General features: G+C 61.8%; 14 protein-coding genes. 8 read left to right on the top strand and 6 right to left on the bottom strand.

Annotated features, from left to right (window positions below; genetic code table 11):
• Nucleotides 1-11: 11 nt before the first annotated feature.
• The 4 genes from PSCI_RS11000 to PSCI_RS11015 all read right to left on the bottom strand — a co-directional run bounded on the left by PSCI_RS11000 (nt 12) and on the right by PSCI_RS11015 (nt 4,586).
• Complete coding sequence (locus tag PSCI_RS11000; RefSeq protein WP_045486375.1) at nt 12-1,049, bottom strand: hydrolase; 1,038 nt, start codon at nt 1,047-1,049, stop codon at nt 12-14.
• 113 nt (nt 1,050-1,162) lie between these two features.
• On the bottom strand, nt 1,163-1,747 hold the full coding sequence (gene rsmD, locus PSCI_RS11005) for a 16S rRNA (guanine(966)-N(2))-methyltransferase RsmD (protein ID WP_045486378.1): 585 nt from the start codon (nt 1,745-1,747) through the stop codon (nt 1,163-1,165).
• Nucleotides 1,747-3,234 carry a M16 family metallopeptidase gene (locus PSCI_RS11010; RefSeq protein WP_045486381.1) on the bottom strand — a complete coding sequence of 496 codons (1,488 nt, stop codon included), beginning with the start codon at nt 3,232-3,234 and terminating at the stop codon, nt 1,747-1,749. The genes rsmD and PSCI_RS11010 overlap by 1 nt, the downstream gene beginning before the upstream one ends.
• Entirely contained in the window at nt 3,231-4,586 is a 1,356-nt protein-coding gene (locus PSCI_RS11015) for a M16 family metallopeptidase (protein WP_045486384.1), read from the bottom strand. Before PSCI_RS11015 ends, PSCI_RS11010 begins: the two co-directional genes overlap by 4 nt.
• Before the next feature lie 389 nt (nt 4,587-4,975).
• On the opposite strand from PSCI_RS11015, the gene ftsY reads away from it, so the two are divergent.
• The 4 genes from ftsY to rpoH all read left to right on the top strand — a co-directional run bounded on the left by ftsY (nt 4,976) and on the right by rpoH (nt 9,091).
• Nucleotides 4,976-6,412, top strand: coding sequence for a signal recognition particle-docking protein FtsY (gene ftsY, locus PSCI_RS11025; RefSeq protein WP_045486390.1), 1,437 nt, complete (start codon nt 4,976-4,978; stop codon nt 6,410-6,412).
• A complete protein-coding gene (gene ftsE, locus PSCI_RS11030) occupies nt 6,409-7,080 on the top strand; it encodes a cell division ATP-binding protein FtsE (protein ID WP_045486392.1) in 672 nt (223 codons plus the stop codon). The genes ftsY and ftsE overlap by 4 nt, the downstream gene beginning before the upstream one ends.
• Entirely contained in the window at nt 7,077-8,111 is a 1,035-nt protein-coding gene (gene ftsX / locus PSCI_RS11035; RefSeq protein ID WP_045486396.1) for a permease-like cell division protein FtsX, read from the top strand. Before ftsE ends, ftsX begins: the two co-directional genes overlap by 4 nt.
• A 125-nt stretch (nt 8,112-8,236) precedes the next feature.
• Nucleotides 8,237-9,091 (top strand): RNA polymerase sigma factor RpoH, encoded by an 855-nt coding sequence (rpoH, locus tag PSCI_RS11040; protein ID WP_045486399.1) that lies wholly within the window; start codon nt 8,237-8,239, stop codon nt 9,089-9,091.
• Nucleotides 9,092-9,380: 289 nt separating this feature from the next.
• On the opposite strand, the gene mtgA is transcribed toward rpoH, so the two are convergent.
• A complete protein-coding gene (mtgA, locus tag PSCI_RS11045) occupies nt 9,381-10,085 on the bottom strand; it encodes a monofunctional biosynthetic peptidoglycan transglycosylase (protein ID WP_045486402.1) in 705 nt (234 codons plus the stop codon).
• An 80-nt stretch (nt 10,086-10,165) separates the two neighbouring features.
• Here mtgA and PSCI_RS11050 point away from each other — a divergent pair, with 80 nt between their 5' ends.
• The 4 genes from PSCI_RS11050 to trmB all read left to right on the top strand — a co-directional run bounded on the left by PSCI_RS11050 (nt 10,166) and on the right by trmB (nt 12,434).
• Nucleotides 10,166-10,543, top strand: a complete 378-nt coding sequence (locus PSCI_RS11050; RefSeq protein WP_045486404.1) for a DUF423 domain-containing protein — start codon at nt 10,166-10,168, stop codon at nt 10,541-10,543.
• An 84-nt stretch (nt 10,544-10,627) separates the two neighbouring features.
• A complete protein-coding gene (thiS, locus tag PSCI_RS11055; protein ID WP_045486405.1) occupies nt 10,628-10,828 on the top strand; it encodes a sulfur carrier protein ThiS in 201 nt (66 codons plus the stop codon).
• A 66-nt stretch (nt 10,829-10,894) separates the two neighbouring features.
• Nucleotides 10,895-11,689 carry a thiazole synthase gene (locus tag PSCI_RS11060; protein WP_045486407.1) on the top strand — a complete coding sequence of 265 codons (795 nt, stop codon included), beginning with the start codon at nt 10,895-10,897 and terminating at the stop codon, nt 11,687-11,689.
• 97 nt (nt 11,690-11,786) lie between these two features.
• The gene (gene trmB, locus PSCI_RS11065; protein ID WP_231906578.1) at nt 11,787-12,434 is read left to right on the top strand and encodes a tRNA (guanosine(46)-N7)-methyltransferase TrmB; all 648 of its coding nucleotides are present in this window, start codon (nt 11,787-11,789) and stop codon (nt 12,432-12,434) included.
• A gap of 16 nt (nt 12,435-12,450) precedes the next feature.
• Here the strand turns inward: trmB and PSCI_RS11070 are convergent, their stop codons facing one another.
• Nucleotides 12,451-13,026: a lipocalin family protein gene (locus tag PSCI_RS11070; RefSeq protein ID WP_045486413.1), complete on the bottom strand. Its 576-nt coding sequence runs from the start codon at nt 13,024-13,026 to the stop codon at nt 12,451-12,453.
• Between the last annotated feature and the right edge of the window lies 1 nt (nt 13,027).

Below are 13,027 nucleotides of genomic sequence, written 5' to 3' on the forward strand. Positions count from 1 at the left end.
GTCAGGCGTTGTCAGGTCGCGGGATAGGGATTGTCCCGCTCGTGGGCAATGCCCAGCCACAGTGGGATACGCCGCTCCAGGTAGTATTCGGGGCGGCGCAACGAACCCTCGACAAAGCCCACATGGCCGCCCTTGGCCTGTAGCTCGAATTCGATGCACGAGGCCAGTTCATCCGGCGCAGGCAGGCTGTGGGCGAACACGAACGGGTCATCGATGGACTGGATGATCAGCGTCGGGGTGCGCACCTGGCCAAGAAAATAGCGGCTTGAAGCCCGTCGGTAATAGTCCTCGGCGTCGGTAAAACCGTGCAGCGGCGCGGTGACCCGGCCGTCGAAATCCCAGAAGGTGCGCATGTTTTCCAGCGAGCCGAGCGCGGCCAGTTCGGCCAGCCCTTCGCTGAGCCCCTCGTGTTGAAAGCGGCGCTGTTTGTCACGGATGTAGCCGAGCATTTCGCGCATGAAGTGGCGTTGATAGATACGCGAAAACCCCTGGCCGATACGGTTGGCGCATTGATCCAGACGAAACGGCACCGAGACGGCCACCGCACCGAGCAACTGGCTGTGTTCGCCGGACTCGCCCAGGTACTTGAGCAGTACATTACCGCCCAGCGAGTAACCCACCGCATACAACGGTGCCAGTGGTCGCAAGGCGCGCAAGTGGGCGACCACTGCGGCCAGGTCCTCACTGGCCCCGGAATGATAGCTGCGTGAGCGCAGGTTCGGCTCACCGGAGCAGCCGCGCCAGTTCAGCGCCACGCTGGCCCAGCCCTGCGCTTGCATGGCCCGTTGCAGGCCCACCACATAAGGCGAGTTCGACGAGCCGGTCAGGCCGTGCAGGACCAGCACCAGCGGTGCATCCGGGCAATGCGGGCCGTTCCAGTCCAGGTCGAGAAAATCACCGTCATCCAGCCACATGCGCTCGCGCCTTCGCTCAATCGGCAAGCCGCGCCGCAACAGCGGACCCCAGAGGGTTTGCAGATGCGGGTTACCCAGCCCGATGGCCGGGGCAAAGGGGCTGACATGGGCAGGATGAAACGAAGGTGCAGGCATGGCGGCAGTCATCGTTAAGCTGGCGGGTCAGCGCCTACGTTGCCACTAAGTGGTGCGCGATGTAAGGGGGGCAGGGCCAGCGGCCCGCCCCGCGATACCGTCGTAGCAGCCTGTTAACCGCGTTGCCAGAGCGCGTAATAGACCTGACCGGCCTTTTTCTCACGGTGCAGACGCCAGTTGCCTGGCAGCCCGGTGGTCGAAGGTGGTGTCTCGCTTTCGGTGTAGATCCACGCCCGTTCGCTCAGCCAGGCGTTGTTTTCCAGCAGGGTGCAGGCGTTGGCCAGCAGCTCCTGATGAAACGGCGGGTCGAGAAACACCACGTCGAAGGTTTCTGCGGGGCAGGTCTCCAGGTGGCGCAGGGCATCACTTTGCTGAACCTGGCCGTTCTCGCATTTGAGCAGCGCCAGGTTCTGCCGCAGGCTGGCGATGGCCGCCGGGTTGGTGTCCAGCGCCAGCCCTGCCTTGGCACCGCGCGATAGCGCCTCGAAGTACAGCGCGCCGCTGCCACTGAACAGGTCCAGCACCCGCGCGCCGATGATGTATGGCGCCAGCCAGTTGAACAGCGTTTCACGCACCCGGTCAGGGGTCGGGCGCAGGCCGGGACCGTCGGGGAAGCTCAGTTTGCGGCTGCCCCATTCGCCACCGATGATGCGCAGTTGACCCTGGCCGTTATGCGCTTTTGCTCGTGGATTGGCCATCAATGCTCCGGAACGCCGACAGGTTGCCGGGCAGGTTTGTCAGTGGGGGGTGGCAGCGGTTTTTGCTCCACGGTCGGGCCAACGGTAACGATGACCATCTGGTCGGCGCTGAGGTGTTTGTTCATCGCGGCCTTGACCTGCTCGACCGTCACCGCCTGGGCTTCGGTCAGGTAGTCTTCCAGGAAGGTCAGCGGCAAATCATAGAAGCCAATCGCGCCCAACTGCGCGGCAATCGATGAGTTGCTGGCCGCCGACAGCGGGAAGCTGCCCGACAGTTCGCGTTTCACGTCGTCGATTTCTTTCTGGGTCGGGCCTTTGTCGAGGAACTCGCGCACCTGATCCTGGACCAGCTTGAGCGTGTTTTCGCTCAGTTCGGCGCGGGTTTGCAGGCCGATGGTGAACGGACCGGGCACGCGCATGCCGGTGAAGCCGGACGACACACCGTAAGTCAGGCCGCGCTTTTCGCGCACTTCGGTCATCAGGCGGCTGCCGAAGCCACCGCCGCCCAGTACCGAGTTGCCGACCATCAGTGCGGCGTAGTCCGGGTCGTTGCGGCTGATGCCCAGTTGCGCCAGCAGCAGGTGGGTCTGGTTGGACGGGAACTCGATATGCGTCACGCCGGCCTTGGGTTCGGCAGGCTCCGGCATTTTCGCCAGGGCCGGGCCTTTGGGCAGCGAGGCAGAGACTTGCGCGGCGATGGTCTGAGCCTCGTCGCGCGACAGGTCGCCAACCAGCGCGATGACCGCATTGCCGGAGGCATAGGCCTTGGCGTGGAAAGCCTTGAGCTGGGCCTGGGTCAGGGCGCCGATGCTTTTCGGGTTGCCGTCGCTGGGGTGGGCGTACGGATGGTTGCCGTAGAGTTTCTCGAACAGCGCCTTGCTGCCGATCACTCCGGGGTTCTGCTTCTGGTACTCGAAGCTGGCCAGCATCTGGTTCTTGATCCGCGCCAGCGAGTCGGCCGGGAAGGTAGGCTTGCCAATCACCTCGTTGAACAGCTTCAAGGCAGGTTCGCGTTTGTCCTGGCCACTGAGGCTACGCAGCGAGACCATGGCCATGTCGCGGTAGGAGCCGTTGCCAAAATCGGCGCCCAGGCCCTCGAAGCCTTGCGCGATGGCGGTGACGTCCTTGCCTTTGACGCCTTCGTTGAGCATGGCGTTGGTCATCAGCGCCAGGCCTGGAGCGTTCTGCGGGTCCTGGCTGCTGCCGGCGGCAAAGATCAGGCGCAGGTCGAACATCGGCAGTTCGCGCGATTCGACGAACAGCACCTTGGCGCCTTCGGCGGTGGTCCAGCTCTGGATGTTCATTTCCCGGCGTGCCGGGGCTTTGCCGTCCAGCTCTTTGAGCGATTGCAGGTTTTGCCCCAGTGGCGCGTCGCCACGCGGCGCATCAGGGGCTACGGCATTATTGGCAGCAGCGGGCAGGGCGACCAGCGCACTGAGCGAGGCGGCCAGTAACAGGCCGGGCAGCGAATGTTTGCGCATGATCATTTGGCCTTCTTCTCCTCAGGCAGCACGTGCGCAACGCTGAGGCGCTCACGGGTGAAATAGGTCTTGGCGGCGTTCTGGATGTCGGCCGGGGTCACGCCTTGCAGCGCAGCCAGCTCTTCGTCGATCAACTTCCAGGACAGGCCGACGGTTTCCAGTTGGCCGATAGTTGTGGCCTGGCTGGTGATCGAGTCGCGCTCATAGACCAGGCCGGCGATGACCTGGGCCCGGACCCGCTCCAGTTCTTCGCTGGACGGCGCCTTGGTCTTGAGTTCGTCGAGCAGGCGCCAGATACCGGCTTCGGTGTCGGCCAGGGTTTTCTTCTTCTGCACGTTGGGCGTGGCGCTGATCAGGAACAGGCTGTCACCGCGGGCAAAGGCGTCGTATTGCGACGAAGCACCGGCTACCAGCTCTTCACCACGCTCCAGGCGGGTCGGAATACGCGCGCTGTAGCCGCCGTCGAGCAAGGCGGCGATCAGGCGCAGGGCATGCACCGAGCGCGGGTCTTCGGCGGTCGACAGGCTCGGCACATTGAAGCCGTAGATCAGGCTCGGCAACTGGGTCTTCACATGCAGGGTGATCTGCCGCTGGCCAGGCTCGGCCAGTTCCAGCGGTTTCTTGGCAGGCGGCACGTCGCGGCGCGGGATCGAGCCGAAGAAACGCTCGGCCAGGGCTTTCACTTCATCGGGCTTGACGTCGCCGACCACCACCAGCGTGGCGTTGTTAGGGGTGTACCACTGTTGATACCAGTGGCGCAGGTCCTCGACCGTCATGCGATTGAGGTCGGCCATCCAGCCGATGGTCGGGGTGTGATAGCCGCTGGCCGGATAGGCCATGGCCTTGAAACGCTCATAGGCCTTGCTGACCGGTTTGTCATCGGTACGCAGGCGGCGTTCTTCCTTGATGACCTCTATCTCGCGGCTGAACTCGTCGGCCGGAATTTTCAGCGTCGCCATGCGATCGGCTTCCAGCTCCAGCGCTACGCTCAGGCGGTCGCGGGCCAGCACCTGGTAATAAGCGGTGTAGTCGTCGCTGGTGAAGGCGTTCTCTTCGGCCCCCAGATCGCGCAGGATCAGCGAAGCTTCGCCGGGACCGGTCTTGCTGCTGCCCTTGAACATCATGTGTTCAAGAGCGTGAGACAGCCCGGTGTGGCCGGGGGTCTCGTAGCTGGAGCCGACCTTGTACCAGACCTGGGAGACCACCACCGGTGCGCGGTGGTCTTCACGCACAATGACTTTCAGGCCGTTGTCGAGGGTGAATTCATGAGTTGGTTGCGGATCGGCTGCCAAGGCAGCCAGCGGCAGGCAGAGAGTGCTGAGCAACAGGCCTGCGGCGCGGCGGGCTAAAGCGTTCATTGGTCATTTGAACCTGTAAGACGGGCCGCCAGGACTTAGCGTCTGCGGGCACGGGGGTGTTAGGATACTGATCCGTTTGCGGCGCGAACAACCCTCAAGGGCCCGCGGCCCATGAAACTTGTTTCAGGCAAGGGTGAATCGGGTGCCGCTTAACGAGGGGGTGTTTATAAAATAGGCGAGCGAAGGCAAGACAAGGCGAGATTGGCCGAAAAAGCGCAGTGTACATTTTGTACATGAGCTTTTTGAGGTCAATTTCAACGCAGTATTGCCGAGTGCAGCCATTTTGTAGACGCACTCTGAACAAGCGGCCCTGATCGCAGTCTGTTGGCATGTCGCCTTTTTTCCGGAACGCCTGTGGGCGTTTCGCTACTTTGAGATAGCCGTCCTCCATGTTTGGTTCCAACGACGACAAGAAGACCCCAGCCGAGGCTGGAGAAAAGAAAGGCCTGTTCGGATGGTTTCGCAAGAAAGCCCCGGAGCCTGCTCCGGCGCCCCAGGAAACACCCTCAGTCCAGCCTGACGCGCAACCCGAGCCTGCTCCGGCTGCTGAAGTGCAGCATGTGGCTGCGGCTGCCTTTGCCCCTGTTGAGCCTGTGGTTGTACCGCCAGCCGTCGAGCCTGCGGCCCCGGTTGTGCCGGTGCAAGCCGAGCCGACGCCTGCGCCTGTAGAGCCTGTGGTTGTCGCTCCTGTCAGTACGCCTGCGCCAGTTGTTGTCGCGCCTGAACCGGCTGCCTCTGCTCCTGCACCGGTCGTAGAGCCGGTTGTTGTGCCAGCCCCTGTTGTTGTCGCCCCGGAGCCAGTGATTCCTGCGCCTGCACCGGTGATTGAACCAGCACCGGTTGCCGAGACCGCCCTGGTGCCTGCTGCCCCCGCGCCTGCCGCAGAACCTGCGAAAACCGGCTTCTTTGCCCGTCTCAAGCAAGGCCTGTCAAAGACCAGCGCCAGCATTGGCGAAGGTATGGCCAGTCTGTTTCTGGGCCGCAAGGCGATTGACGATGACTTGCTCGAAGAGATCGAAACCCGTCTGCTGACCGCCGACGTGGGTGTCGAGGCAACCTCGGTGATCATCCAGAACCTGACCCAGAAGGTTGCCCGCAAACAACTGACCGACGCCGAAGCCCTGTACCAGTCGCTGCAGGCCGAGCTGGCTGCCATGCTCAAACCGGTCGAGCAGCCGCTGCTGATCGACACCATGCACAAGCCTTATGTGATTCTGGTGGTGGGCGTGAACGGTGCCGGCAAGACCACTACGATCGGCAAACTGGCCAAGAAGCTGCAGCTTGAAGGCAAGAAGGTCATGCTGGCCGCTGGCGACACTTTCCGTGCCGCTGCCGTGGAACAGCTGCAGGTCTGGGGCGAACGTAACCAGATCCCGGTGATCGCCCAGCACACTGGCGCCGACTCGGCGTCGGTGATCTTCGATGCCGTGCAGGCGGCCAAGGCCCGTGGTGTCGATGTGCTGATCGCCGATACGGCCGGGCGTCTGCACACCAAAGACAATCTGATGGAAGAACTCAAGAAGGTTCGCCGGGTGATCGGCAAGCTCGATGAGCACGCGCCTCATGAGGTCTTGCTGGTGCTCGACGCCGGTACTGGCCAGAACGCCATCAACCAGGCCAGGCAATTCAACCAGACCGTGTCGTTGACCGGCCTGGCCCTGACCAAACTCGACGGTACGGCCAAAGGCGGGGTGATTTTCGCCCTGGCCAAGCAGTTTGGCCTGCCGATTCGTTACATCGGCGTAGGCGAGGGCATCGACGACCTGCGCACTTTCGAGGCCGAACCTTTCGTTCAGGCCCTGTTCGCGGAGCGGGAGCGCACATGATTCGATTCGAGCAGGTCGGTAAGCGTTATCCGAACGGTCACGTCGGGTTGCATGAGCTGAGCTTTCGAGTGCGTCGCGGTGAGTTTCTGTTTGTCACCGGCCACTCCGGGGCCGGTAAAAGTACCCTGTTGCGCCTGTTGCTGGCCATGGAGCGCCCGACCTCGGGCAAGCTGCTGCTGGCCGGTCAGGACCTGGGGCAGATCAGTACGGCGCAGATTCCCTTCCTGCGCCGCCAGATCGGCGTAGTGTTCCAGAACCACCAGTTGCTGTTCGACCGTACGGTGTTCAACAACGTCGCCCTGCCATTGCAGATTCTCGGGCTGTCCAAGCCCGAGATCGCCAAGCGTGTCGACTCGGCGCTGGAGCGTGTTGCGCTGGCCGACAAGGCCACGCTGTATCCGGGCGACCTGTCCACCGGCCAGCAGCAGCGGGTCGGTATCGCACGCGCCATTGTCCATCGCCCGGCACTGTTGCTGGCCGATGAGCCGACCGGCAACCTCGATCCCCGGCTGGCGGCGGAAATCATGGGTGTATTTGAAGATATCAACCGGCTTGGCACCAGTGTGCTGATTGCCAGCCACGACCTGGCACTGATTGCGCGCATGCGCCATCGCATGTTGACCTTGCAGCGTGGGCGTCTGATCGGTGACGGGGAGGCCGGCGTATGAGCAACTCGTCACGCAGCAATGCAAAAATTTCCGACCGCGCCGCGGCCCGTGCGGCAGACCAGGAGCCGCCCAAGAAAAAACGTGGCGCGCACGATGATGACGGGCCGGATTTTTCCACCTTGCTGGCCGCCTGGGTCGAGAGCCATCGCAGCAGCCTGCTCGACAGCCTGCGGCGGCTGGGCAAGCAGCCGATCGGCAGTTTTTTTACCTGTCTGGTGATGGCAGTGGCCTTGAGCCTGCCGATGGGCTTGTCGCTGTTGTTGAGTAACGTCGAGCGTCTGGGCGGGTCCTGGCAGCGTGCGGCGCAGATCTCGGTGTATCTGAATATCGACGCCGGTCAGGCTGACGGCAATCGCCTGCGCGAACAGATCAAGGCCATGCCCGGTGTGGCTGAGGCCGAATATGTCAGCAGCGAACAGGCACTCAAGGAGTTCCAGAAGGACTCCGGTCTGGGCGAGGCGCTCAAGGAGCTGCCCAGCAACCCGTTGCCGGGCGTCGTGGTGGTAACTCCCGAAGAGGTCGACAAACCGGCGCTGGAAGCCTTGCGCACCCGTTTGTCTGAATTGCCCAAGGTGCAACAGGCGCAACTGGACCTGGTATGGGTTGAGCGGCTGGCGGCAATTCTCAAGCTCGGTGACCGCTTCGTCTTCGGCCTGACCGTGCTGCTGGTGGCGGCGCTGTTGCTGGTGATCGGCAACACCATTCGTCTGCATATCGAAAACCGGCGTACCGAGATTGAGGTCATCAAGCTGGTGGGCGGTACCGACAGCTATGTGCGCAGGCCGTTCCTGTACATGGGGGCGCTGTATGGCATTGGTGCCGGGCTGCTGTCATGGGGGGTGCTGGCATTTGGCCTGGACTGGCTGAACGAGTCGGTCATCGACCTTGCCGGGCTCTATGGCAGTGACTTTGCCTTGGCCGGTGTTCCTGTTGCAGATGGTTTCTCGCTCTTGCTTGGAGCAGTGTTCTTGGGTTATATCGGTGCATGGATCGCGGTGGCTCGTCATTTGAGTGAGCTCGCCCCCCGGTAAATCAGCATCGGGGTTGATCGTTTTTTAATCAATTGACTTCTTGTTCAGGGAACTTGTCTAGCGGTTCCCGGTCAATTTCGCAGTGCTGAACTGCACGAGTCATGTGAGTCGGAGGTTTCTTTCGTATGACCAATTCCTTGCAACCTGCCTATGCTCTGGTCCCGGGTGCCAACCTGGAGGCTTACGTGCATGCGGTCAACAGCATCCCGATGCTGACGCCCGAGCAGGAGCGCGAACTGGCAGACAGTCTCTACTACGAGCAAAATCTGGAATCCGCCCGCCAGATGGTTCTGGCGCACCTGCGCTTCGTGGTGCATATCGCGCGCAGCTATTCCGGTTATGGTCTGGCCCAGTCCGACCTGATCCAGGAAGGCAACGTCGGCTTGATGAAGGCAGTAAAACGCTTCAACCCGGAAATGGGCGTGCGTCTGGTGTCGTTCGCCGTGCACTGGATCAAGGCTGAAATTCACGAGTTCATCCTGCGCAACTGGCGGATCGTCAAAGTGGCGACCACCAAGGCGCAGCGCAAGCTGTTCTTCAACCTGCGCAGCCAGAAAAAGCGTCTGGCCTGGCTGAACAACGACGAAGTGCATCGTGTGGCCGAGAGCCTGGGTGTCGAGCCGCGTGAAGTGCGCGAGATGGAAAGCCGTCTTAGCGGCCAGGACATGGCCTTCGACCCGGCCTCCGAGGCTGATGACGACAGCGCGTTCCAGTCGCCGGCCAACTACCTCGAAGACCACCGCTACGACCCGGCTCGCCAGTTGGAAGACGCCGACTGGAGCGACAACTCAACCGCCAACCTGCATCAGGCGCTGGAAGTGCTCGACGAGCGCAGCCGGGACATCCTCTACCAGCGCTGGCTGGCCGAAGAAAAGGCCACGCTGCATGACCTGGCCGAGAAATACAACGTCTCTGCCGAGCGTATTCGCCAGCTTGAAAAGAACGCGATGAACAAGCTCAAGACGTCCATAGCGGCCTGATCTGAGCACTGTGCAAAACGCCCCGACTTGTCGGGGCGTTTTTGTTTATGGCCAATGCCCATACCATGTGTTTGAAGGCCCGAATCCCGTTGGGAGCTTGCTTGCTGGCGAAAGCGTCGGCACATTTGCAACAGATGCTGTGACTTTACTGGCCTCTTCGTCGGAATGCCGCCCAGACCAAGGTCGCTCCCACCGAGGGCATACAGTACCTAAGTGAATGTGGCTCTAGCCGCGAAAGGCTTCGCAGCTAAAGCCGCTCCTACGGCGCTCCGTGTTCGCCGCCCAGCCGTTATGGTTTTCCCTCCAGCGCTGTCAGGTAGCTGTCGCCGCCCAGCTGACGCATCTGCTGGCGGATCCAGCCGGCGCGGCGTGCAATGTAGCTGCCGGGGCTGCTGGCGCTCCAGCGGCGCGGGTTGGGCAGCACCGCGGCCAGGTAGCTGGCCTGCTGGGTGCTCAGGTTCGCGGCGCTGGTGTTGAAGTGATGCCGGGCAGCCGCTTGGGCGCCGAACACGCCATCGTCCCATTCCACGCTGTTGAGATACACCTCAAGAATGCGCTGTTTGGACCACAGCAACTCGATCAATGCGGTGAACCAGGCCTCCAGCCCTTTGCGCAGGTAGCTGCGACCCGACCACAGAAACAGGTTCTTGGCCACTTGCTGGGAGAGGGTACTGGCGCCGCGAAGCGAGCCGCCGCGTTCGTTATGGGCAATTGCCGCCTGGATGGCTGCCACGTCAAAGCCCCAGTGTTCAGCGAACTTCTGGTCTTCACCGGCGACCACCGCGACTTTCAGGGGCGAGGCGATTTGCTCCCAGGTCACCCAATCGCGCTGCAGATCAATGGGCTGACCATCAATCCATGATTCAATCTTGCGCTCGACCATCAATGCCGTAGCCGGTGGCGGCACCCAGCGCAATACGAGTACCAGCACAAAGCTGCCTGCAGCAAACCACAGCAGCGCTTTTGCTAGACGACGGAAAAGGATACGCAGCATAGAGATCGCTTGGCCGAACCGATTGAGCGGGCCATTATACAGACCACAGATGATTGAACGATTTTTGCCTGGAGCTGCAGATGTTTCGTGGTTTTTTAATGATGGCGGCGTTTTTCGGCTTCACCGGTGTAGCGCTTGGCGCTTTTGCCGCGCACGGCCTCAAGGGGCGTCTGAGTGCCGAGTATCTGGCGATTTTCCAGACTGGGGTGCTGTATCAGTTGGTCCATGCCCTGGCGCTGTTCGGGGTCGCTCTGCTGGCGATGCATATGCCTGGCCGTCTGGTGAACTGGGCCGGTTACGCCTTCGCCGCCGGCATCGTGCTGTTCTCCGGCAGCCTGTATTTGTTGACCCTGAGCAGTATCGGCAAGCTGGGTATCATCACCCCCTTCGGCGGGCTGTGCTTCTTGTTCGGCTGGTCGATCCTCGGGGTGCTGGCCTGGCGGGTGGGCAGCGCCTGAGACGAATGGTGCGGCTGCAGCTTGGTCAGACCGGCTGGCCGGGCTAGAATGCTGGCCCCCTAACAATGATGGCTGCTGTCGCGCATGCACATTCAGTTGAACGGTGAAACCTTTGAATTGCCTGACGGCGAGACCGTCGCCGCATTGCTGGCCCGTCTGGACCTTGCCGGGCGGCGCGTCGCTGTGGAATTGAACCTGGACATCGTGCCGCGTAGCCAGCATGACACCACTGCCCTGCGCGAAGGCGATCAGGTTGAAGTGGTTCATGCCATCGGCGGCGGCTGAGTCAGATGGCGTTACGTTCTCAACGCGTCTGAGTAAAGGTCAAAACGTATCTCTAGAGGAATCACGATGAGCAATGTTCGCAGCGACAAGCCGTTCGTCCTGGCGGGTCGCACTTTCGAGTCGCGCCTGCTGGTCGGCACCGGCAAGTACGTGGATATGAACCAGACCCGCGAGGCCATCGAGGCTTCGGGTGCCGAGATCGTCACGGTTGCCGTGCGCCGCACCAATCTGGGCCAGAACCCAGGTGAGCCAAACCTGCTCGACGTGCTGCCGCCGGATCGCTACACCATTTTGCCCAATACCGCTGGCTGCTTCGATGCCGCCGAAGCGGTGCGCACTTGCCGCCTGGCCCGTGAGCTGCTCGACGGGCGCAATCTGGTCAAGCTCGAAGTGCTGGCCGACCAGAAGACCTTGTTTCCCAATGTCATCGAGACCCTCAAGGCCGCCGAAGTGCTGGTCAAGGATGGTTTTGACGTCATGGTCTACACCAGCGATGACCCTATCGTCGCCCGTCAACTGGCGGAAATCGGCTGTATTGCGATCATGCCGCTGGCCGGGCTGATCGGCAGTGGCCTGGGGATCTGCAACCCGTACAACCTGCAGATCATCCTGGAAGAAACCAAAGTACCGGTGCTGGTCGATGCCGGTGTCGGTACGGCTTCGGATGCCACCATCGCCATGGAGCTGGGGTGCGAAGCGGTACTGATGAACTCGGCTATCGCCCATGCCCAGCATCCGGTACAGATGGCTGAAGCCATGAAACACGCGGTGATCGCTGGCCGCCTGGCCTATCTGGCCGGCCGCATGCCCCGCAAACTCTACGCCAGCGCGTCTTCGCCGCTGGATGGCCTGATCAAGTAAGAGCCCGTTGATGACTGATCCACACGTTCCACATCCAGAGTCACCTGCTGACGAAGCCGCTGATGCGCGTCCGCACCGCCGTATCAAAAGCTTCGTGATGCGCGCCGGGCGCATGACTGAAGGCCAGCAGCGCGGCCTGGACCAGGGCTTGCCTCAATTCGGTCTGCAACTGAGCGATGCGCCGGTGGACTTCGACCAGGTGTTCGGTCGCGCTGCGCCGCGCACGCTGGAGATCGGTTTTGGCATGGGTCATTCGCTGCTGGAGATGGCCGCTGCTGCGCCAGAGCATGACTTCATTGGTGTCGAGGTGCATTCACCGGGTGTGGGTGCGCTGCTCAACGGTGTGCTGACTCAGGGGTTGAGTAACGTGCGGGTCTACGATTGCGATGCGATCGAAGTGCTCAACCGCTGCGTGGCCGATAATAGCCTTGATCGGCTGATGCTGTTTTTCCCGGACCCCTGGCACAAGAGCCGCCATCACAAGCGGCGTATCGTGCAGCCCGAGTTTGCTGAACTGGTGCGCAGCAAGCTCAAGCCAGGTGGTGTGTTCCATATGGCCACCGACTGGGAACCGTATGCCGAGTACATGCTTGAGGTGATGAGTGTGGCGCCGGGTTATCGTAACCAGGCTGCCGATGGCCAGTATGTACCGCGCCCTGAAGAGCGCCCGATCACCAAGTTCGAGCGTCGCGGTGAGCGCCTTGGCCACGGTGTGTGGGATCTGAAGTTCGAAAAGATCGCCTGAAGCTGCTCGATCCGCCTTACTGGTTGCGGGCGGCCTTCAGGTCCGCCTCGCGCCAGATCAGTCGGCTGGTGTCGTAGCCTTGTTGGCGAGCCTTGCTGAGCATTTCCTGTTTGACCCATTCCGGTACGCTGGGCGTGCGAGACAGCAACCACAGGTACTTGCGATTGGGGTTACCGACCACTGCGGTCTTGTAGTGGTCGTCGACGTACAGGACCCAGTAATCGCCCTTGCCAACCCATGGCAGCAGGCGCGAGAACCAATTATCGAATACCACCCACAGCTTGTCGGTCTTGCCCTCAACCTGCGGCGAAGCCGTGCCTTTGGCTTCTTGCCATTCGCCGTCATGGTTCTGGCAGCGATTGGTGACCGCTACGTTGCCATCATCCTTGAGCAGATAGCGTGCCTCTGAGCGGGCGCAGTCGCGCTGGAAGTGCATGGGCAGGCGCGCCAGTTCATACCAGGTGCCCTGGTAGCGTTTAAGGTCGATATTGCCGGCCGTTTTAGGGTCCAGGTTCTCTGCCGAGTGGGCAAAGCCAATGGCCAGAAACCCGGCCAGAACGACGAGGGCAAAGCGCAGCAGTCGGATCGCCATA

The organism is Pseudomonas sp. StFLB209, from assembly GCF_000829415.1.
In the GTDB taxonomy this organism is placed as follows: domain Bacteria; phylum Pseudomonadota; class Gammaproteobacteria; order Pseudomonadales; family Pseudomonadaceae; genus Aquipseudomonas.